We start from the raw sequence: 21,691 nt of genomic DNA on the forward strand, positions 1-21,691 counted from the left end.
GGCCGGGGGAGAGTTTACTGGCCGCTATCGATGATCGATTGCATTTCCGATTGCGCACTCGAAAACGCGCCGTCGACGTCTTCGCCGAAGATCGCGGCGTTGGTGAAGCTTGCCCATGGCCCGTTGGCGCTGTTGATCAGATCGTTGAACTGCAGCGTATAGGGGGTCTTGGCCACACCGATCGCCTTCAGGCCGACCTGCATGCGCGGATCGAGGCCCTCAAGCACCTTGTCGGCGATATCGCCGCGCGTCGGCAGGCTGCCATACTTCGCCATGATCTTCTGGCCGTCCATCGAATATACATATTCGATGAACTCCTTCACCGCGTCGATCTTCTTCGTGCCCTTGGTGATGACGAAGTTGTCGCCGCCGGCAAAGGACGAAGGCTTCCCGTCGACGCCAGGAATGAGCGTTACGCCGAAGTTGATATCGGGATGCTCGGTCACCAGCGTGCCGATGGCAAAGGCGCCAAGGCTCTGCTGGCCGATCTTGCCGTTGGTGAAGGTCAGGAAGTTGGCGCCGTTGTCGCTGGCGGCTCCTGCCGGCACGAGGTCCTTCTTGATCATGTTGCGGTAGATATCGACGGCCTTGCGCATCTGCGGCGTATCGAGCGTCGCCGTCTTGCTGTCGGCCGACAGGATATCGGCGCCCGCACCCCAGACCAACGGCGTGAAGGTGAAGATCATGCAGCCGCCGCAGCCGCCGCCGGAGAAATAGAAGCCGTAGGTATCGTCACCCAGCGCCCGGATCTTCTCGGCATTGGCGGTGATTTCGTCCCAATTCACAGGTGCCTTTTCCGGGTCGAGACCTGCCTTCTTGTAGAGATCCTTGTTCCAGGCAAAGACGGAGGTCTCGACCGAAAGCGGCAGGCCGTAAATCCGGTCCTGATAGGTGCCGAGGCGAACATGCGATGGCGAAAGCGAGTTGAAATAGGGCAGGGATTTTGCCCAGTCCGTCAGGTCTTCCAGCTGGCCGGCCGCAGCAAAGGCCGGATTATAGATCAGATCCATCGACAGGGCGTCCGGCGCCTGTCCGCCGGCGATCGCCGTCGCATATTTCTGCACGAGTTCGGAGAACGGCACCTCGGTCATCACGACCTTGTTCTCGTGACCGGAATTATAGGCTTCGACGACCTTCTTGAAGGCGTCGCCGATCCCCGTACGAACCCACATTTCGACATTCTCGGCAGCTGACGCGGCCGAAAACAGGCACAAGGTAGCGATGCTGGTCGCCGCCAATAGACGCTTGATCATGACACTCCTCCCGATATGGCGCATCTCCTCGCGCCTTTGCTCATTCTCTTGTTCTCATTCCTTCGGGGCTGTACCCCCGCATGACTGCCGGACGATCAGCCGGCACGGCAATTTCCTCACTCCCGGCTCGACAGGCCGTCCTTCCGCAAGCGCGAGCACCGTCAATCCGGCTTGCCGCCCGAGCTCCTTCAGTTCCATGTCCACCGTCGTCAGCGGCGGCCGCGTCTGGGCCGCGACAATCTCCCAATTGTCGAAGCCGATGACCGAGACGTCCTGCGGCACCTTGACGCCGCGCTCGCGCAACGCATCCACCGCGCCGCGGGCGATCTGGTCATTGCCGCAGAAGAGAGCATCCGGTTTTTCTCCCGACCTCTTCCAAAGCTGTTCGACCGCATCATGCCCCCAGCTTTCCGACCAGACGCCGTAGAGCACCGGCTCACGGTGACCTGCCACCTCGTGATAGGCGCCGGCACGTTCCCGCACTGAGAAGAAGTCCTCCGGCCCGGTGATGTGCGCAATCCGCCGCCGTCCGATCTTCACGAGCCATTCCACCGCCAGCCGCGCACCCTGTTCGTCGTCCGAACGGAAGGTGACACTGTTCTGCGTCCCCTCCGTGAATGCGTAGACGACAGGCACATGCAAATTCGAAAGATCGACAGGCAGGCGCCGATCCAGGCGTTTTCCCGTCGCAATGATGCCGTCGACCTGTTTGTCCAGCATCGCATCGACATGGATCTGGGCGAGCGCCGGATCGTCTTCGATGGCGCACAGGAAGACCGAAACGCCGTGATCGACGAGAGCATCCGAGATACCCGCCATGACAGGCAGCGTGAAACGGCCGTAAGTATCGTTCGTCAGCAGCCCGATGGTGAAGCTGCGCTTGCTGAGAAGACCTCTCGCCAGAGCATTCGGCCGGTATCCGATCTCGGCGGCGATCCGTTTCACCCGTTCGCGCGTTTCCGACCCCATCCGGCCGGTATCGTTGAGAGCTTTCGACGCCGTCGAGATGCTCACCGCGGCAGCCGCCGCCACCTCGTGGATGGTGATCCTGCCTCTTTTTCCTCCCGATATGTTCAGAACGTCCTCCTTCTGAAGTGATCTGAGAAAAGCTTTTACCAATCCTTATGTCAAGTGCGAAAAGGTTTTCTCACGCCACACCAAAGCTCGGATCGGCAACACAGTTGCGGCAAGAGGCAAGCACAGGGAAAGATCGATGCGCATCGGTCAGGCCGATTGCGATGTGTCATCGGTGTTAAGACCAAGCGCAGAGCGGACGATCTTGGACGGGCAAGGGAGGTTTGTTCCAGCGTCTTGCGGGAGCAAGACCGATCGCTGTCAGAGCCTCCGGTGGAGGCCCTGAATTACGGTTCGAACCGAGCGATCATCGAAAAATCAGGCGACGTGCCTTGCGAGTGCGCAGCGCGACCAGAGCGAATGCAGCGCCTCAACCAGATGGGCGATATCGGCGTCGGAATGCAGCGGCGTCGGCGTAATGCGCAGGCGCTCGGTCTTCTTCGGCACGGTCGGATAGTTGATCGGCTGGACGTAGACGCCGCAATTGTCGAGCAGCAGATCGGAGATCCACTTGCACTTGGCCGCATCGCCGACCAGCACCGGCACGATATGGCTCGGATTGGGCATATGCGGAATGCCGCGCTGGTCGAGCAGTGCTCTCAGCTTGCGGACACGATCCTGATGGCGGGCGCGCTCGAACTGGCTGACCTTCAGGTGCTGGATCGAGGCGACGGCGCCGGCGGCAAGTGCCGGCGGCAGCGCCGTGGTGAAGATGAAGCCGGAGGCAAACGAGCGAATGAAATCGCAAAGCGCCGTCGAAGCGGCGATATAGCCGCCCATCACCCCGAAAGCCTTGCCGAGCGTGCCCTCGATGACGGTCAACCGGTCCATCAGCCCCTCGCGTTCGGCAATGCCGCCGCCACGCGGGCCGTACATGCCGACGGCATGCACTTCGTCGAGATAGGTCATCGCGCCATATTTGTCGGCGAGATCGCAGATCTCCTTGATCGGGGCGATATCGCCATCCATCGAATAGACGCTCTCGAAGGCGATCAGCTTCGGCGCCCTCGGATCGGCGGCAGCGAGCTTGGCCTCGAGATCGGCCACGTCATTGTGCTTCCAGATCACCTTGTCGCACTTGGCGTGGCGAATACCCTCGATCATCGAGGCATGGTTCATCGCGTCGGAGAAGATTATGAGCCCGGGAATCTTCGCACCGAGCGTGCCGAGTGCCGCCCAGTTGGAAACATAGCCTGATGTGAAGATCAGGGCCGCTTCCTTGCCGTGCAGATCGGCAAGCTCACGTTCGAGCACGACGTGGTGATGGTTGGTGCCAGAGATATTCCGGGTGCCTCCCGCACCCGCGCCACAGTGGTCGATGGCGTTCTTCATCGCCTCGATCACCTTGGGATGCTGGCCCATGCCGAGATAGTCGTTGGAGCACCAGACGGTAACTTCTTTTGCGCCATCGGCCGTATGGCGCGTCGCGCGCGGAAAATTGCCGCGGTGACGTTCGAGATCGGCAAAAACGCGGTAACGGCCCTCGATGTGAAGCCCGTCCAGCTCGCTTTTAAAATACGCTTCGAAATCCATCATATGCTCCAGTATCACGCGACCGTTCTTGCTGACCGGACGTTCGCGCGTCAACCCTTGCCCTTTGCTTTAACATCAACTGCGGCAAAAGGCGCAGAGTTTTGAATGATTCCAGATAAAGAATATGCGAGCCGCGATCAACGAAATTGATGTGGCAAGCATAATGGAAATTCGCGAAACCGTGCAGCTGGCGACAACATCCTGTATCGAAAAAAATCAGGACAGCAGTGGACAACCCTTTCTTCCGACATAGTTTTCGGTCTAGCCTGACAAAAAATAAAAGGGACGGCCTTTGCCCGCTGGGCAACAACCTCGGAGAGAAAAGATGAAGAAAGTTGTCATACTCGCATTGATCGGCTTGTCGATCGCAAGCTGCACGCCGACGCAGCAAGGCGCCGGCATCGGCGCTGCATCAGGCGCCGTCATCGGCGGCGTAGTCACCGGCAACGTCCGTGGCGCGGCAGTCGGCGCCGCTATCGGCGGCGTGTCCGGCGCCCTCATCGGCAGCGTCGCCGAACAGCCCGGCCAGTGCTACTATCGCGACCGCTACGGCCGCCGCTATATCGATAGTTGCCCGCGCTGAGCGCACTGAAATCGGCAAATTCAAGAAATCCCGGACACAGGTCCGGGATTTTTTGTGCTAAATTAGCGCGTTGGCAATTTAAAATGGTACACCTCGCGCGATTTTGCCGCTAAGCTGTTCATGGCTGGGCAACGAAGCTTCAATGTAGACACAACCAAAAGCGGCGGATGCGGATCAGAGGGACAGGCCCGAAAACAGGTACTGCGTATCGGCGAACAGGCACCATGATGGTGGTCGCAGCGGCGGCTGCGTTCTCACCGGTGCTGATCGGCGACGCTTACGCCTTCAAGCTTTTCGGCATCACCATTTTCGGCAAAGAGGAAGACGAAGGCGAACAGGTGCCCGATCCGGTGCGCTACCAGGTCGACCTCAAAGCCGATACCGCCGATCCGGACCTGAAAGAAGCGCTGGAAAACAGTTCCCGTCTCGTCAGCGACCAGAAGCTGCCGGTTTCCGGCGATCTCGGCGTCGTCGTCAAGGCGCGCGACGACCGGGAGCGGCTGATCGCCACTCTGTATGAAAAGGCCCGTTATGGCGGCCTGGTGACGATCACCATCGACGGCAAGAATATCGACGACCTGCCGCCCAATCCGACATTCGACCGGTCCGGGCCGATCCCCGTCACCGTCGCCATTGCTCCCGGCCCCGTTTTCAAGGTCAGGGAGGTCCAGTTCGGCGGCGATGCCGCAAACCATAATCCCGCCGATTACGATCTCGCCCCGGGCGCGCAGGCCGGCTCGCTCGCGATCATCAGGGCCGGCGACAAGATCGTCGAACAATTGAAGAGCGAAGGCCGGCCCTTCGCCAAGTTGACCGAACGCAAGGTGGTCGCCGATCACAACAGCGATACCGTCGATATCGTCCTTGCTGCCGAGGGCGGCCCCATCGCTCCGATCGGCGATGTCGGCGTCACCGGCGAGAAGACCGTCAAGCCAGCTTTCATCCAGCGTTATTCCCGGCTGAACAAGGGCGAAGCCTATTCCCCGGAAACGTTGAAGAAAGCCGGCGAGCGGCTTCGCGCCCTCGGCGTCTTTTCGAGCGTCACCATTCACCAAGGAGATGCGCTGGCATCGGACGGCACCTTGCCGATGACGATCGAAGTTTCAGAGGGCAAGAGGCGCTACTTCGGCGTCGGCGCGCAATATTCCACCACCGACGGCTTCGGTGTTCAGGGCTATTGGGGCCACCGCAACCTTTTTGGCGAAGCCGAAACGCTGAGGATCGAGGGAGCGGTCTCGCGGCTTGGCGAAACGACCGATGTCGGCAGCCTCGACTATTCCGCCGGCATCCTGTTCACCAAGCCCGGCGCCTTCTTTCCCGCCGCCACGCTGAAGGCCGGCATCGTCGCCAAGACCGAAAATCCGGATGCCTATAACGCCACGCTCGTCACCGCCTCGCTCGGCCTTTCCTACGAACTGACCGACCAGGACACCGTCTCGGCGAGCGGCGAGGTCAGCTGGGAGCGCGACGACGACGCCTTCGGCACGAACGACTATCTGACCTTCACCTTGCCGATCCAATATGATCGCGACGCACGTGACGACAAATTCAACCCGACGGAGGGTTATCGCGCGACGCTCTCGGCTAAGCCCGGCTACGAGATCTTCAACGCCACGCCCTATGCGGCATTCGAGGGCTCGATCTCCGGCTACTTGCCGTTCGGACAGGAAGACGGCGTGGTGCTTGCCGGCAAGGTTGCCGCCGGCGTCCTGATCGGCGGCGACAGCATTGGGGACATTCCCGCCACGCAGCGCTTCTTTGCCGGCGGCGGCGGCTCCGTGCGCGGATACAGCTATCAGGAAATCTCGCCCTATAACGACGATGGCGATCCCACCGGCGGCCGTTCCTATGTGACCGGTTCGCTGGAGGCCCGCATCAAGATCACCGATACGATCGGCATCGTGCCTTTCATCGATGTCGGCACCGTATCGGACAGCACCTTTCCGGGTTTTTCCGATATTCGCGCCGGTGCCGGCGCCGGAATACGATATGCAACGCCTTTCGGCCCGCTGCGGCTTGATTTTGCCATGCCGCTGAACAAGTACGAAGATGGCACAGATTACGGAATCTACGCCGGCATCGGCCAATCTTTCTAGGATTGCCGATTCCGCTCGTGTTTTCCGATCTGTGGGCCGTCATGAAAACGGGGTAGTGTCCGCGCCGATGCAAACGCTGACAAAAATCGTCAACTGGGTCGTACGGCTCACCGGCTATGTCGTCGGCGCCACGTTGATTCTCGCGGTCGTAGCACTGGCGATCTTCGGCTTCACCAGTTTTGGTGCCCGCATCGTCACCGAAAAGATAGCCTCCACGCTGTCCAATCGCGACATGACGATCGAGGTTCGCGAACCGCAAGGCCTTTTGACCGGCGGGCTTCGCGCCGCCGAGATCTCCATCTCCGACACCAGGGGCGTCTTTGCGGAAATTCATGGCGTCGCGATCGACTGGAATCCGCTTGCGCTGCTGACCGGAACCTTCCATGCCAAACGCTTCGAGATCGAAGCGATCAACGTGCTGCGCAAGCCGGTACGCACCCTGCCCTCGCGGCCCCAAGCTGAAAATTCCGGCGGATTCAGCCTTCCGATCAAAGTCGATGTCGACCGCATCGCGCTGCCCGATATCAAACTTGCCGCACCCGTTGCCGGCCGCGCCTTTGCGCTGGCCGCCGAAGGCAGCCTTTCGGCGAACGGCGATGGCGGCGAGGCCGTCGTCAATGTCAGCCGTCACGCGGTTCCGGATGCGCGGCTTGCCGCCGACATCGCTTTTGCGCCAGCCGAAAACCGGCTGCGACTGAAGGCGCAGCTGTCCGAGCCGAAGGGCGGACTGCTGGCGGGCTTTCTCGGCCTGCCGGACAGCCCGGCCGTCAACATCGATCTCGATGGCCAGGGGCCGATATCCGATTGGAAAGGCAAATTGCAGGCTGCCCTAGACGGGCAGCAACGTGCCGCAATCGAAGCTCGGCACCAGATTACGGAAGACGGGCTGCACCACCTCGACCTCAAAGGCGGCGGTGACCTGAGCTCGCTGCTTCCATCGGCATTCCGGCCGCTTTTTGCCGGCCAGACCAATATCGATCTTGCCACCACCTTCGACAATCACGGCAAGATCGATATCCAGACCGGCAATATCGCCACCGGCAGCGTTGTGATCGCCGCCTCGGGCACCCTCGATCCTGCCGGCAACAACAGCCTGAACGCCAATCTGCTCGGCACGTCGGGGCCTGTCGATTTCCGCTGGCCGCTCGCCGAAGGCGAAGCCCGCTTCCTGATATCAGGCCTCAACCTGGCGCTAACAGGCGATGCGCAGACCGCCCGACTGAACGTCAGCGGCTCGCTCGACAGCGCAACCCTGCCGCAGGCCAATATCGGCAACATCAAGCTGACCGCAAAGAGCGACGCCTTCAATCTCGCCGCCCGTTCCGGCAGCGTCCAGCTGCGCCTCGTTGCCGGCGACGCGACCTTTGCCGAGCCGAACCTCAATCGCGCGGTCCAGGGCCCGATCACGATCGCCTCGCCCCTGCAGATCTCACCCTCCGGCATCGGCTTCAACGGCACTACCGTAGAAAGCGCCAATATCAACGGCAGCCTCAACGGCTCCTATCGGCTGACGGACCAAGCGCTGACCGGCAACCTCAAGCTCATGATCAACCCGGCAGCCCTGCCGGCTGCGGCAACAGGCAAGTTCGACGGGCCGATCTCGCTCGAGAGCCAGGTGGTCGGCACCATCCCGTCGAAATTCGCGCTGTCCAACCTCGTCCTGAAGTCCGGCACGCTCGAAGCCGCGGGCAACGTCGCGCTCGACGGCGGGATCTTGAACGCCGATCTCTCCGGCCGGTTGCCTGACATCGACAAGCTCATCCCCGGCGCCAGCGGCGGGGCGGGTTATGCGTTGAGAGTGGGAGGTGAGCTCCCGGCAATCTCCGTCACGGCCAATCTCAAGGCGCCCAGCCTTAAAATGGCCGACCGCGTGCTCGGCAACCTCAATATCGACCTGTCGGGTCTCGCCGATCCCAAGGCGCCGCAGGGCAAGATCGCCGCCACCGGCACAATCGATGGCCAACCGATCGGCATCAACGGCAACATCACCTCGCAGGACGGCAAGATAAGCATTCCGGCGCTGACCGCCGACATCGGCGGCAACCGGCTGACCGGCAATGTGGAATTCTCGTCTTCCCTTGAGCCGACAGGCGCGCTGACCTTCGATTTCCCCAATATCGGCCTGCTCGCCGCACTCGGCGGACAAAAGGCCGAAGGCGATCTCAAAGGGTCGCTCGGCGTCAGCAGCGATGGCGGCAGGATTGCGCTCAAGCTGCTTGCGACCGGCGGCTCCATCCGCCGTGATACGCTTGCGATCGTCAAGCCGGATATCGATGTCACGGTCAGCGATCTCAAAGTCCTTGCGGCTAACGGCACGGTCAAGGCCGAGGAGGTGAGTGCCGGAACGAACAGGCTCGCCGGCCTTTCGCTCGATTTTGCCAAGCAGCAAGATCATACCGATTTCGATCTCGATGCTGCCTATGACGGCAATCCCGTACTGGCCGCCGGTAATATCGAAGCGGCCGACGGCACGATGCACCTGAACCTCGATCGCTTCTCGGCAAGCCCCCGCAATATCCCGATCGAGCTTGCCGCACCGACGCAGGTCTCAATCGGCGGCGGTGCCGCCAGCCTGAACGGACTGATGCTGAAAACCGGCACCGGCTCGGTGACGGTCACCGGTTCCGCCGGCGAAACGCTGAAGATCGATGCAGACATCCGCGAGCTGCCGGCAGCGCTTGCCAACGGTTTCGTGCCGAATCTCTCAGCCGGCGGCACGATCTCCGGAACGATTGCCGTGACCGGAACGCCGGCAGCACCGGTCGCCGACTTCAAGCTCGACTGGAAGGATGCGACGACGGGCCAGACAAAGGGAGCCGGCCTGGCACCGCTCGGCATCACCGCCAGTGGCAAATTCGCTGATAACAAGCTCGATTTCGACACCACGGTCGGCAGCAATGACGGCCTCTCGCTGAAGGCCGCCGGCAATCTCGCGCTCGCCGACCCGAAGGCACCGGTACTTGATGTCAACGCCGATATCCTCAACTTGCCTGCCCGCATCGCCAACGGTTTCGTTCCCGATCTCGCCGCCGAAGGCACGATTACAGGAAAAGTGGCGGCCGCCGGCTCCCTCGCTGCACCCACCGCCAATTTCGATCTCGATTGGAAGAATGCCGCGACGAGCCAGACCAAACGCGCCGGCCTTGCGAATCTTGGCCTGAAGGCATCCGGAAAATTCACCGACAACAAGCTCGATTTCGATACAGTGATCGGCGGCGCCAACAGCCTCTCGCTGAAAGCAAACGGCAATGTCGCCATCACCGGCACGACGATCGGCAACGTCAAGGTCGACGCCGCGCTGGCAAATGTTCCCGCAAGCATCGCAAACAGCTTCGTCGCCGATCTCGCCGCCGAAGGGACGATCTCAGGAAGGGTAGCGGCCTCCGGCTCGCTCGCTGCTCCCACTGCCAATTTCGATCTGGATTGGAAAAACGCTGCGACGACCCAGACGAAACGCGCCGGCCTTGCGGATCTTGGCCTGAAGGCATCGGGAAAATTCGCAGACAATAAGCTCGATTTCGACACCGTGATCGGCGGCGCCAACGGCGTCTCGCTGAAGGCTAACGGCAATATCGCCGTCACCGGCACGACAGTCGGCAATGTCAAGGTCGACGCCGCGCTGGCAAATATCCCTGCAAATATCGCAAACAGCTTCGTTCCCGATCTCGCCGCCGAAGGCGCGATCTCAGGAACGGTCTCGGCCAGCGGCTCTCTTTCCGCTCCGGCCGCCAATTTCGATCTCAATTGGAAAGATGCTGCGACGAGCCACACGAAACGTGCCGGCCTTGCCGCGATCGGCGTGACCGCATCGGGAAAATTTGCCGACAACAAGCTTGATTTCAATGCGGCAGCGAGCGGCGACAAAGACCTCTCGCTGAAGGCCATTGGCAATGTCGCATTGGCCGGTACGGCGATCGACAGCATCAAGGTCGATGCCGAGATCGCCAAGCTTCCGGCCAGTCTCGCCAATGCCTTCGTTCCCGATCTGGCGGCTGGCGGCACGATATCAGGCACCCTGTCCGCCGCCGGCACACCCGCCGCACCGAAAGCCGACTTCAAGCTCGACTGGACGGATGCTGCGACCAGCCAGACCAGAAGCGCTCGCCTCTCTGGCCTCGCACTTGCCGCATCGGGACGCTTCGCCGACAACCGGCTCGATTTCGATGCCAATCTCGCCGGCAAGGACGGCCTCTCGCTGAAGGCCGCCGGCAACGTCGCGATTTCAGGCACGTCGGTCCGCGATCTTGACGTCAAGGCCGATCTCGCCAACCTTCCGGCAGGCCTCGCCAACGGCTTCGTCCCGGGTCTTGCCGCCGAAGGCACTGTCTCGGGAACGGCATCCGCTTCCGGCGCGCTTCCGAAGCCGGCGGTCGATTTCAAGCTCGACTGGAAGAACGCCGCGACCGCCCAGACCAAGAGCAGCGGCCTTTCGGGCCTGAGTGCTGCAGCCTCCGGCAAATTCGCCAACGACAGGGTCGATTTCGACGCCAATCTCGCCGGTAAGGACGGTGTGTTGGCCAAGGCGACGGGCGGCGTGACGATCGCGGGAACGGCCATCCGGGACCTTTCGATCAATGCCGATATTCCGGCGCTGCCGGCAAATATCGCAAATGCCTTCGTTCCCGGTCTCGGCGCCGAAGGCACGCTTTCGGCAAGTGCCGTCACGTCGGGAACGCCGGCAAATCCGATCGTCGATTTCAAGCTCGACTGGAAGGATGCCGCGACCAGCTACACCAAGGCTGCCGGCCTATCTCGCCTTGCGCTGGCGGCGACGGGAAAATACACCGGTGACAGGCTGGATTTCGATGCCGCCCTCAACGGCGACGGCGGCATCGCGCTGAAAGCTGCCGGCAATCTTGCCATCGCCGGCACGTCGATCCGGTCGCTCGATGTCACGGCGAATACTAACAATCTTCCGGCCGGCATTGCCAACGGCTTCGTTCCCGGCCTTGCAGCCGAGGGCGCGGTCTCTGCGACCGTAAAAGCCACCGGCGCGCTATCGGCGCCCTCCGTCGACTTCAAGGTCGACTGGAAGAACGCAGCGACGAGCCAGACAAAAGGTGCCGGCCTTTCGCCGTTCAGCATCGGCGCATCAGGCAAACTTGCCGGAAACAAGCTGACGGTCGATACCAGTCTTGCCGGTGACGCCGGCATGTCGCTGAAGGGCGGCGGCAGCGTCGTCATCACAGGCAATCGCGCTATGGACATGCGCTTCACAGGCAATCTTCCTTTCGCCGTGCTCGGCGCCCCGCTTGCGCAACAGGGCCTCGTCGCGGACGGCGTCGCCACCGTCAACCTGCAGATTGGCGGAACGGCCGCAGCACCCGTCATCAACGGCACTGTCTCGACCAATGGCGCAAAGCTCGTCGACGTTCGGCGCAATATGGCCGTCAACAATCTGACGGCGACCGTGACCTTCAATGGCAGCCAGGCCGTGATATCGCGCCTCACCGGCAACCTTGGCGGCGGCGGTACGATTTCGGCCAGCGGCACCATCGGCATCCAGCCGGCCGGAGGTTTTCCCGCTGACATTTCGATCAAGCTCGACAAGGCGGTCTATGTCGATGGAACCCTTGTCGTCTCGACAGTCAATGGCACGGTCGGCCTGCGCGGGCCGATCACCAATGCGACGCTAAGCGGCAAGCTTCGACTGGACAAGACCTCGATCACGGTCCCGGAAAAATTGCCCACCTCGCTGAGAGAAATCGACATTCGGCATAAGAATGCGCCGCGGGCTGTACTTGCGCAGTTGCGGGATGACGGCGAGCAGAAACCCGGAGAGAAATCCTCCGTGATCACGCTGGATCTCGAAATCGACGCGCCCTCGCATATCTTCGTGCGCGGCCGCGGCATCGATGCCGAGCTTGGCGGTCTGGTGACGATCCGCGGAACGGCGGCTGCACCCATCGTGACCGGCGGTTTCACCATGCGCCGCGGCCGCATGACCATTCTCAACCGCCGGCTGGATTTTTCCGACAAGAGCAGGATCACCTTCGCCGGCGACCTGACGCCGGCGCTCGATATGGAAGCGACCTCGGCCTCCGGCTCGACGACGCTGACGGTCGACGTCGCCGGCCTCGCCACCGACCCTGCGATCACCTTTTCCTCGTCCCCCGAGCTGCCGCAGGACGAAGTGCTGGCGCAGCTGATCTTCGGCCAGTCGATGTCGAAGCTCTCGCCGGTGCAGATCGCCCAGCTCGCCGACGCCGTCAGTCAGCTGGCCGGCAACCGCTCCACCTCGCTTTTCGAAGGCCTGCGCAACCAGCTCGGCGTCGACGATTTCGACGTCAGCACCGATTCCAAGGGCCAGACGAGCGTCAGCGTCGGCCGCTATCTCAACGACCGCACCTATTTCGAGTTGCAGCAGGGCGGTTCGGCTGGCGCCAAGGCGGTGATCAACCTCGATGTCGGCCGCGGCGTCAAGCTGCGCGGGGGGGCCGGTGGCAACGGTGAGGGCGAAGCCGGGATTGTCTACGAACGGGAATATTGATGCCTCTCGCAAGAAGCTGTGCAGCAGTTTGAGGACAGCATGCACGAGCTTTAAGCCGGCTTAGAAACCGGTTTTGCTGGTCTTCAGAAGGATGTTGGTCTCGGTCGAATTGATGCCGTTGATTAGCCGGATGCGGCGCAGCGTCTCGTCGAAGGCGGCAAGGTCGCGATCCTCGAGTTCGGCGACGAAATCCCATTTGCCGTTGGTGCTGTGAAGCGCGCGCACCTGCGGCAGGCCCCTTAACTGATCGGCCACCCTGTCGGCGAGCTTGCCGAGCACCTCGATCATGACGATGGCGCGCACGCCGGCGGAGCGCGTCTCATGGCCGGTGCGGATGGTGAAGCCGACGATGGTGCCGCTGGCCACCAGCCGGTCGATACGGGTGGCAACCGTTGCCCGCGATGCGCCGGTCATCGCCGCAAGCGAGGAGACGGAAATCCGGGCGTTATGGCGAAGTGCACTCAGAAGTTCGGTGTCGAGATCATCCACGCTGATCACTTTGTCAAAATGGGTTTATCAATCTGCGCAATCATAGTCCATTTCTGACACTTTTCCATCTTTTTGCCGCCAGCCCTTTGTCCCACTATCGGCCGAAACAGGCCTCAACACGGAGCCCTCCACATGAATGCGCAATCGCGATCTGTCACCCTCATCGGCGCGCCGCTGGAAGAAGGCTCCGGCCGCAGAGGGGCTGCCATGGGCCCCGCGGCCCTGCGCATAGCCGGCGTCGACCAGACGCTGATCGAGCTTGGCCATGACGTCGCCGATATCGGCGATCTCAGGATCGTGCCGGCGATGGATCTGCCGAACCATCCAAAAGCCCACAATCTGAGGATCGTCGGCGCCTTCACGCGCGCCCTCGAAAGCAGCGTCCACGACGTGGCCGCCTCCGGCCGTTTCCCGCTGATTCTTGGCGGCGACCACAGCCTTTCCATGGGCAGCGTCTCCGGAATGGCCCGCTATGCCGCCAGCAAAGGCCGCCCGCTCTTCGTGCTCTGGCTCGATGCCCATGCCGATTTCAATTCTCCGGCGACGTCGCCCTCCGGCAATATTCATGGCATGCCGGTCGCCTTCTTCTGCGGCGAGGCGGAGTTCGCCGAGATCCTGCCGAACGACCGTCCGTTCGTCGATCCGAAGAATGTCTTCCAGGTCGGCATCCGTTCGGTCGATGCGCGCGAGCGCGAGGAAATCCACGAACACGGCGTCAATGTCTTCGACATGCGCGCGATCGACGAGCAGGGCATCGGCGCCATCATGCGTGAGATCCTCGATGTCGTCACCAAGGCGAACGGCCTGCTGCATGTCAGCCTCGACCTCGATTTCCTCGATCCCGAGATTGCCCCCGGCGTCGGCACGACGGTGCCTGGCGGTGCGACCTTTCGCGAGGCGCATCTGGTCATGGAAATGCTTTCGGACAGCGGCCTCGTCTCGTCGCTCGATCTCGTAGAGCTCAATCCGTTTCTCGACGATCGCGGCAAGAGCGCCCGCATCCTGGTCGAGCTGACGGCAAGCCTCTTCGGCCGCCGTATCTTCGATCGTCCGACACGCGCTGCATAAGAGCATGTCGAGCAAAAGTGTGCAGCGGTTTTGCGATAACGACATGCGTGAAATAAGATTAGAGGGAGTACGACCATGAACACTTCGGAAAAACTGATCGCCACGGAACAACGGCTCGGCGCCCATAACTACAAGCCGCTCGACGTGGTGCTGACGCGTGGCGAAGGTGTTTATGTCTGGGATACCGACGGCAACCGTTATCTCGATTGTCTCTCGGCCTATTCCGCCGTCAACCAGGGCCACTGCCATCCGAAAATCCTCGCCGCCATGGTCGAACAGGCAGGCAGGCTGACGCTCACCTCCCGCGCCTTCCGCAATGATCAGCTCGCCTATCTCTACGAAGAGCTCGCGGCTCTCACCGGCTCGCATAAGATCCTGCCGATGAATTCCGGCGCCGAAGCGGTGGAGACCGCCATCAAGGCGGTGCGCAAATGGGGTTACGAGGTCAAGGGCGTGTCGGAGGGCAAGGCGGAAATCATCGTCTGCGCCGATAATTTCCACGGCCGCACGCTGAGCATCATCAGTTTCTCCACAGATCCCGATGCCCGCAGCGGTTTCGGCCCCTACACGTCAGGTTTCCGCATCATTCCCTTCGGCGATGCCGAGGCTTTCGCCGCCGCAATCAACAGCAATACCGTGGCCGCCCTGATCGAACCGATCCAGGGGGAAGCCGGCGTCATCATCCCGCCGTCGGGCTATTTCACCCGCATCCGCGAGCTTTGCACGGCAAACAACGTCACCCTCATCCTCGACGAGATCCAGACAGGCCTCGGCCGTACCGGCAAGCTGCTGGCCGAGGAGCACGAAGGCATCGAGGCCGACGTGACGCTGATCGGCAAGGCGCTGTCCGGCGGCTTCTATCCGGTGTCGGCCGTGCTTTCGAATTCCGAAGTTCTGGGCGTGCTGAAGCCCGGCCAGCACGGTTCGACCTTCGGCGGCAATCCGCTCGCCTGCGCAGTGGCGCGCGCAGCACTCAAGGTGCTGGCGGAAGAGGGCATGATCGAGAACGCCGCTGTTATGGGCGACTACTTCCTCGAAGGCCTGAGATCGATCCGCTCGAACATCGTCAGGGACGTACGCGGCCGCGGCCTGATGATGGCCATCGAGCTGGAACCCGAAGCCGGCGGCGCCCGGCAATATTGCCATGCGCTGAAGGAGCGCGGCCTTCTCGCCAAGGACACCCACGACCACACGATTCGCCTCGCTCCGCCACTGGTCATATCAAGGGAGCAGGTCGATTGGGCGGTCTCGCAGATCGAAAAGACGATAAGCTGAGTAAATCGGCGAAATTCTTCTTCAGAATCCCGACTGCAGCGCCGCGCGTCTTTTAGACGCGCAAAGGACGCTGTAGCACTTTGAATTGCTGCAAAAATATCGGCTGGAGGAGATCGGCAGCAAAACTGCCTCCCCTTCATCCGAGCTTAAAAACCTTCTCAATCTCGTCTTTCAATTTAGATTTGGGCAACACTCTTTCGCTAAAGTCATCGATAACCGTAACGATGCTTCGCCGAGCGCAAAGCCATCGCGTGGTATGAAGGCAAAGCTTGTCCGCGCCAATGGTGGCGCATCCGCTTCTGCCCTGGCTTACGATAGTTGGGAAGAATTCTAATGGCCACGATCAATTCGACTAACTTCAGCGGCGATACGCTCGAAATTATTGCCTTCCGCCTGCATGATCAGGAATTCTGCGTCAAGACCACGACCATCCGCGAAATCCGCGGCTGGGCGCCGTCGACGCCGATCCCGCATGCACCGGCCGATGTCATCGGTGTCATGAACCTGCGCGGCTCGGTGATCCCGATCATCGATCTTGCTTTCAAGCTCGGCATGAAGAGCACGGTCGCCAATGAGCGCAGCGCCATCGTCGTCGCCGAAGTTCACAGCATGGTCATCGGCATGCTGGTCGACCGCGTCTCGGACATTCTCACCATCTCGTCCAGCCAGGTCCAGCCGGTGCCCGAGGTAACCGCCTCCTTCGACCGGGCCTATTGCGAAGGCATCATCGCCTCGGAGAATGGCATGATCTGCTTCCTGAACCTCGCCAAGATGTTCAAGGAAAACGAGACGGATGAACTGGCCGCCTGATCTTTGAAAAACCACTAATTTATTGAAAAACCGCCCTCTCAGGCGGTTTTTTATTGCGCCAGACACCCGGCTAAGCTGCGACTTTCATCCTGACATCATAAAATTAGAAACAGCTTTTATACGCAATATTAACCATGCCCCGTCAGCATGATTGTGAAGCGTTCGGATGACACGTTTGCGGCACATTGGGATTGCGAACCGGTCAACGGTTCGTCCCGGGACCGGCACTCCTCGTCGACCTTTGCGTCTACCAGCCTAAGCAGCAAAGCTGCGCATCTCAAAGGGACAGGAATGTTTGGTCTAAGCTCCGATACGAAATACATTCTTGATGCCATCTCCAAATCGCAGGCGATCATAGAATTCGATCTCAAAGGAAATATCCTCAAGGCGAACGAAAATTTCTGCAACGCGCTTGGATACAGCCTGAGCGAGATCGTTGGTAAGCATCACGGCATGTTCTGCGAGCGGGCTTATACGGCAACCGCGGAGTATCGCGAATTCTGGGCGCGGCTCGGGCGCGGCGAATATGACGCCGGCGCCTACAAACGCTTTGCCAAGGGCAATCGGGAAATATGGATCCAGGCGTCCTACAATCCGGTTTTCAAAGGGGGCAAACCATACAAGGTCGTGAAATTCGCGGCCGACATCACCGCAACGAAAAAGAAGGCGGTGGAGGATTCCGGCAAGCTGGAGGCGATCTCGCGCTCGCAGGCGGTGATCGAATTTACCCCGGTGGGTGAAATCCTGACCGCCAACGAGAATTTCTGCAATGCCATGGGGTATTCGCTCGCCGAGATCACCGGCAAGCACCACAGCATGTTCTGCGATCGTGCCTATACGGATACGGCCGACTACACCAACTTCTGGAAGCGGTTGGCGCACGGCGAGTTCATCGCCAACGAATTTGTCAGGTTCGGCAAGGGTGGCCGGCAAATCTGGATACAGGCGGCCTACAACCCGATCCTCGATGCCGACGGCAAAGTCTACAAGATCGTGAAGTTCGCGACCGACGTTACCCAGCGCATGAGCGCCATTTCCCTTCTCGGCACAGCGCTGCGCAATCTCTCCGAAGGCGACCTGACAAGAACGGTGGACACGCCTTTCGTTCCATCGATGGAGCAGCTGCGGCACGATTTCAACACCGCTGTCAAAGGCCTATCCGAGACCATCAAGACGATCGGTGAGAATGCCGGTGCGATCGCCGCAGGGTCGAGCGAGATCGGCGCAGCGGCCGACTCCTTCTCCAAGCGAACGGAACAGCAAGCAGCATCGATCGAAGAGACGGCCGCCGCGTTGGAGGAGATCACCACGACCGTCAACGATTCCAGCCGTAGCGCCGACGAGGCGGGTCGCCTCGTCGCCATCACCAAACAGGGCGCCGAACATTCCGGCGTCGTGGTCCGCAATGCCGTCGCCGCCATGGGTCAGATCGAACAGTCCTCCCGCGAGATCACCAACATCATCGGCGTCATCGACGACATCGCCTTCCAGACGAACTTGCTTGCGCTGAATGCCGGCGTCGAGGCGGCCCGCGCCGGTGAAGCCGGCAAGGGCTTTGCGGTCGTGGCTCAGGAAGTGCGGGAGCTCGCCCAGCGCTCCGCCAAAGCTGCCAAGGAGATCAAGGCACTGATCAACACGTCGGGCGAGCATGTCAAGAACGGCGTCGGCCTCGTCGGCGAGACCGGCAAGGCGCTCGAGGCGATCGTCGCACAGGTCGGCGATATCAACGGCAATGTCGTCGCCATCGTCGAAGCCTCCAGGGAACAGGCAACCGGCCTCAAGGAAATCAACCAGGCGGTCAATACGCTGGATCAGGCAACCCAGCAAAATGCCGCGATGGTCGAAGAAAGTACCGCCGCCAGCCACAGCCTTGCGAGAGAAGCCGAAACGCTGCGTGTCCTGCTGGCGAGGTTCCGCCTACCGGGTCAAACGCAGTCCATCGGCGGAGCTGGGCCAAGACAGGCGGGCTCACCGGCGCTGCACCTCGTTTCACGTGTCGCAAAGGCGCATAGTGCAGGCGCAGCGACCGCCCAGAGCTGGGAAGAGTTCTGAACCATACCGGTGCAGGCGGCACTTTGATCAGATGCGCTGTATACGAAGATAAAGCGCGCCGCATGAAACCCATGCGACGCGCTTTGATGGCTTAGCCGAACAGCGCGAAGGTTGCCCTCAGCGTCACCCAGACACCCCACAGCAGCGGAATGCCGACGACGGCCCAGGCAAGCATCGCCTTGGCGTCCAGCCCGCCTGTGCCGATGCCGAAGGAACCCGTCGGGCCGGCATTGACCGCCGCCGACTTCGCCTGCAGCGCAGCAACCTCGTCATCGGACATGAACCACTTGTCCGAAAGAGGCCTGATCAGCGCATTGGCGATGAGCCCGACCGCCAGCATGCCGGCGAGGATATACATGGTGCCGGTATAGAGGGTTGGCCCGGGTGCAACGCCGGCGGCAATCTGCGCTTCGCGGATATAGTTGACGACGACGGGCCCGACGATGCCGGCCGTTGCCCAGGCCGTCAGCAGCCGGCCGTGGATGGCGCCGACGAACTGCGTGCCGAAAATATCGGCAAGATAGGCCGGGATCGTCGCGAAGCCGCCGCCGTACATCGACAGGATGATGCCGAAGGAGAGAACGAACAGCGCCTTGTTGCCCATGCCTGCGAAAGTGGGCGCCAGCGCATAGAGCACGATGCCGAGGACGAAGAAGCAATAATAGGTATTCTTGCGGCCGATCTTGTCGGACAGCGACGCCCAGAAGAATCGTCCGCCGATGTTGAAGAGCGACAGCAAACCGGCGAAACCGGCGGCGATCGTGGCGATCGATGCCTTCTGCCCGGCGTCGAGCTGGGCGAAGCCGACATCCGGCAGGCCGATCAGCGAACCGGCGAAGATTTCCTGCAGCATTGGCGAGGCCATGCCGATAACGCCGATACCGGCCGAAACGTTGAGGCAAAGCACCGCCCAGATCAGCCAGAACTGTTTTGTCCTGTGGGCATCGCGCAGGTGCACATGTTTGGTGGTGATCATCGTGCTCTTGGCTGCAGGCGGCGTCCAACCCTCGGGACGCCAGCCGGCCGGCGGAATGCGATAGCCGAAGGCGCCGCCCATCATGAAGACGAAATAGATCACCGCCATGACGATGAAGGTCTGCCAGACGCCGACCGAACTGTCGGTCTTGAAAGTATTCATCAGCAGGTTGGCCAATGGGGCGCCGATCATCGCACCGCCGCCGAAGCCCATGATCGCCATACCGGTCGCCATGCCGCGCCGGTCGGGAAACCATTTGATCAGCGTCGAGACCGGCGAGATGTAGCCGAGACCGAGACCGATGCCGCCGATGACGCCGGCACCCAACCACATCAGCCAGAGCTGATGGGTGATGACGCCGATCGCGGCAAGAATGATGCCGCCGCACCAGCAGCAGGCGGAAACGACGCCCGCCTTGCGCGGACCGGCGCGCTCGAGCCAGCCGCCCCAGATGGCGGCGGACGAACCAAGCAGAACGAAGAACAGCGTATAGATCCAGCCGAGGTCGGCAACGCGCCAGTCGCAGGTCGTGGTGAACAGCGCCGAGGCAAGTGTCAGATCGGGGCAGGCCGTCGAGGCCGTGATCCCGAGCGACTTGGAAAGCGGCAGCCAGAACACGCTGAAACCATAGGCCATGCCGATGCAGAGATGGATGGCGAGCGCTGCCGGCGGCACCAGCCACCGATTGAACCCGGGCCTTGCGACGATCCTTTCCCGATCGAGCAGGCCTAGGCCCGCCAACGCCCCGTCTGTACGTGTTTCCGCTGCAGTCATGAAAACTCCTCCTTGATTCAAATCTGGTTTGATTTCAGCCTTTACTGTCCACCGGCACATGCGCAGGCAGGTTGCTCCTGCCTCCCTTCCGCACGGACCGATCCTGGACTTTGGAATTAAAGCATTGAAATAAATACCTAAAGCGCGAGGAACGCGCTTTAGTGTGTTACCGGCTCCGGCTTTCTAATCAGAGGAATGGCCTGAAGCACGAGCGCGTCCAGGCCATTCTCCTCATTCTCCAGAATTTCGAACAATTGCCGCCGCATGCGCGGGTCCCAGAATTTGTTGATATGGGTGGCGACCCCCTGCGCTGCCTCGCTTTCCGGCTGGCTCTTGAAGTAGGTGGCGATCTGGTTTGCCATATAAACGAGCTTGGTCTTGGTATCATGCGACATCGGCAATGCTTCCGGGCGAGATGCGGTGCGGGTGGGTGAAAATCTCGAAATCCTCGCCGCGCACCAGCGCGACGAGCGTCATGCCGGCTTCTTCGGCCGTGCGGATGGCGAGAGCCGTCGGCGCCGATATGGCGATGAGCACCGGGCTGCCGAGGATCGCCGCTTTCTGCACCATCTCGACGGAGAGCCGGCTGGTGACGACGACGGCGCCATCCCCGCCTCTTTCACTGGCGCGGATAACGGCGCCGCAGAGCTTGTCCAGCGCATTGTGCCGGCCGACATCTTCGCGCACGGCAATCAGCCCCCTGTCGGGAAGATAGAACCCGGCGCCATGCACCGCCCGCGTCTCACGATGCAGCGGCTGCGCCTCGTTCAGAAGCGAAACGGCGCGGACGATATCCGCATGCGACAGCGCCAACGGCGATGTCGAAACGTCAGGCACCGGCCGTACCGCCTGTTCGATCGTTTCGATGCCGCAGAGCCCGCAGCCGACCGGTCCCGCCATGCTACGGCGTCGTGCCCGCAGCCGATCGGCGACGTCGTCGATCAGGCTCACCTGCACATCGATCCCCTGCTCGCCCTCGACGACCTCGATGCCTGATATCTCCGCCGGCCCGGTGATGATCCCTTCGGTCAGGCTGAATCCGATCGCAAAATCCTCGAGATCATCAGGCGTTGCCATCATCACCGCATGCGAACTGCCGCCATAGGAAAAAGCGATCGGCACCTCTTCCGGCACGATGCGCGAACCGGTCTGGAGGACGCCGTTGCGGCGGGCGGTTTCGGGAGCACGGGCGGTGACGGTGAATGTCATGATACGCGT

Annotated in this window: 14 protein-coding genes; 7 read left to right on the plus strand and 7 right to left on the minus strand. The window is 61.4% G+C overall.

Annotated features, from left to right (window positions below; translation table 11 throughout):
• Positions 1–14 precede the first annotated feature (14 nt).
• The 3 genes from HX898_RS12695 to hemA all read right to left on the minus strand — a co-directional run bounded on the left by HX898_RS12695 (position 15) and on the right by hemA (position 3,860).
• Entirely contained in the window at positions 15–1,253 is a 1,239-nt protein-coding gene (locus tag HX898_RS12695) for a sugar ABC transporter substrate-binding protein (RefSeq protein WP_138331731.1), read from the minus strand.
• A gap of 54 nt (positions 1,254–1,307) precedes the next feature.
• Positions 1,308–2,285, minus strand: a complete 978-nt coding sequence (locus HX898_RS12700) for a LacI family DNA-binding transcriptional regulator (RefSeq protein WP_138332022.1) — start codon at positions 2,283–2,285, stop codon at positions 1,308–1,310.
• A 360-nt stretch (positions 2,286–2,645) separates the two neighbouring features.
• Positions 2,646–3,860: a 5-aminolevulinate synthase gene (gene hemA, locus HX898_RS12705; RefSeq protein WP_138331732.1), complete on the minus strand. Its 1,215-nt coding sequence runs from the start codon at positions 3,858–3,860 to the stop codon at positions 2,646–2,648.
• A 325-nt stretch (positions 3,861–4,185) separates the two neighbouring features.
• Between hemA and HX898_RS12710 the strand changes: the two genes are divergently transcribed.
• The 3 genes from HX898_RS12710 (at position 4,186) to HX898_RS12720 (ending at position 13,029) form a co-directional block, all read left to right on the plus strand.
• Entirely contained in the window at positions 4,186–4,443 is a 258-nt protein-coding gene (locus tag HX898_RS12710; protein WP_012759223.1) for a YMGG-like glycine zipper-containing protein, read from the plus strand.
• 167 nt (positions 4,444–4,610) lie between these two features.
• Positions 4,611–6,539, plus strand: coding sequence for an autotransporter assembly complex family protein (locus HX898_RS12715; protein WP_173862979.1), 1,929 nt, complete (start codon positions 4,611–4,613; stop codon positions 6,537–6,539).
• A 67-nt stretch (positions 6,540–6,606) separates the two neighbouring features.
• Positions 6,607–13,029: a translocation/assembly module TamB domain-containing protein gene (locus tag HX898_RS12720; RefSeq protein WP_138331733.1), complete on the plus strand. Its 6,423-nt coding sequence runs from the start codon at positions 6,607–6,609 to the stop codon at positions 13,027–13,029.
• Between the two features lie 60 nt (positions 13,030–13,089).
• Here the strand turns inward: HX898_RS12720 and HX898_RS12725 are convergent, their stop codons facing one another.
• Positions 13,090–13,527 carry an Lrp/AsnC family transcriptional regulator gene (locus HX898_RS12725; RefSeq protein ID WP_011653765.1) on the minus strand — a complete coding sequence of 146 codons (438 nt, stop codon included), beginning with the start codon at positions 13,525–13,527 and terminating at the stop codon, positions 13,090–13,092.
• A gap of 123 nt (positions 13,528–13,650) precedes the next feature.
• Here HX898_RS12725 and rocF point away from each other — a divergent pair, with 123 nt between their 5' ends.
• From rocF to HX898_RS12745, 4 genes are all read left to right on the plus strand, one after another.
• On the plus strand, positions 13,651–14,586 hold the full coding sequence (gene rocF / locus HX898_RS12730; protein WP_138331734.1) for an arginase: 936 nt from the start codon (positions 13,651–13,653) through the stop codon (positions 14,584–14,586).
• Positions 14,587–14,661: 75 nt separating this feature from the next.
• Positions 14,662–15,861 (plus strand): ornithine--oxo-acid transaminase, encoded by a 1,200-nt coding sequence (gene rocD / locus HX898_RS12735; protein WP_180194805.1) that lies wholly within the window; start codon positions 14,662–14,664, stop codon positions 15,859–15,861.
• Between the two features lie 333 nt (positions 15,862–16,194).
• Positions 16,195–16,671 (plus strand): chemotaxis protein CheW, encoded by a 477-nt coding sequence (locus HX898_RS12740; RefSeq protein ID WP_003543427.1) that lies wholly within the window; start codon positions 16,195–16,197, stop codon positions 16,669–16,671.
• 291 nt (positions 16,672–16,962) lie between these two features.
• Positions 16,963–18,723, plus strand: a complete 1,761-nt coding sequence (locus tag HX898_RS12745; RefSeq protein ID WP_138331736.1) for a PAS domain-containing methyl-accepting chemotaxis protein — start codon at positions 16,963–16,965, stop codon at positions 18,721–18,723.
• A gap of 91 nt (positions 18,724–18,814) precedes the next feature.
• Here the strand turns inward: HX898_RS12745 and HX898_RS12750 are convergent, their stop codons facing one another.
• The 3 genes from HX898_RS12750 to fdhD form a co-directional block, all read right to left on the minus strand.
• The gene (locus HX898_RS12750; protein ID WP_138331737.1) at positions 18,815–20,473 is read right to left on the minus strand and encodes an OFA family MFS transporter; all 1,659 of its coding nucleotides are present in this window, start codon (positions 20,471–20,473) and stop codon (positions 18,815–18,817) included.
• A gap of 158 nt (positions 20,474–20,631) precedes the next feature.
• Entirely contained in the window at positions 20,632–20,868 is a 237-nt protein-coding gene (locus HX898_RS12755; protein ID WP_180194806.1) for a formate dehydrogenase subunit delta, read from the minus strand.
• Entirely contained in the window at positions 20,858–21,682 is an 825-nt protein-coding gene (gene fdhD / locus HX898_RS12760; protein WP_138389527.1) for a formate dehydrogenase accessory sulfurtransferase FdhD, read from the minus strand. The genes HX898_RS12755 and fdhD overlap by 11 nt, the downstream gene beginning before the upstream one ends.
• Between the last annotated feature and the right edge of the window lie 9 nt (positions 21,683–21,691).

Origin of the sequence: Rhizobium sp. WYCCWR 11128, from assembly GCF_013416305.1 — a bacterium.
GTDB classification, from domain to species: domain Bacteria; phylum Pseudomonadota; class Alphaproteobacteria; order Rhizobiales; family Rhizobiaceae; genus Rhizobium; species Rhizobium indicum.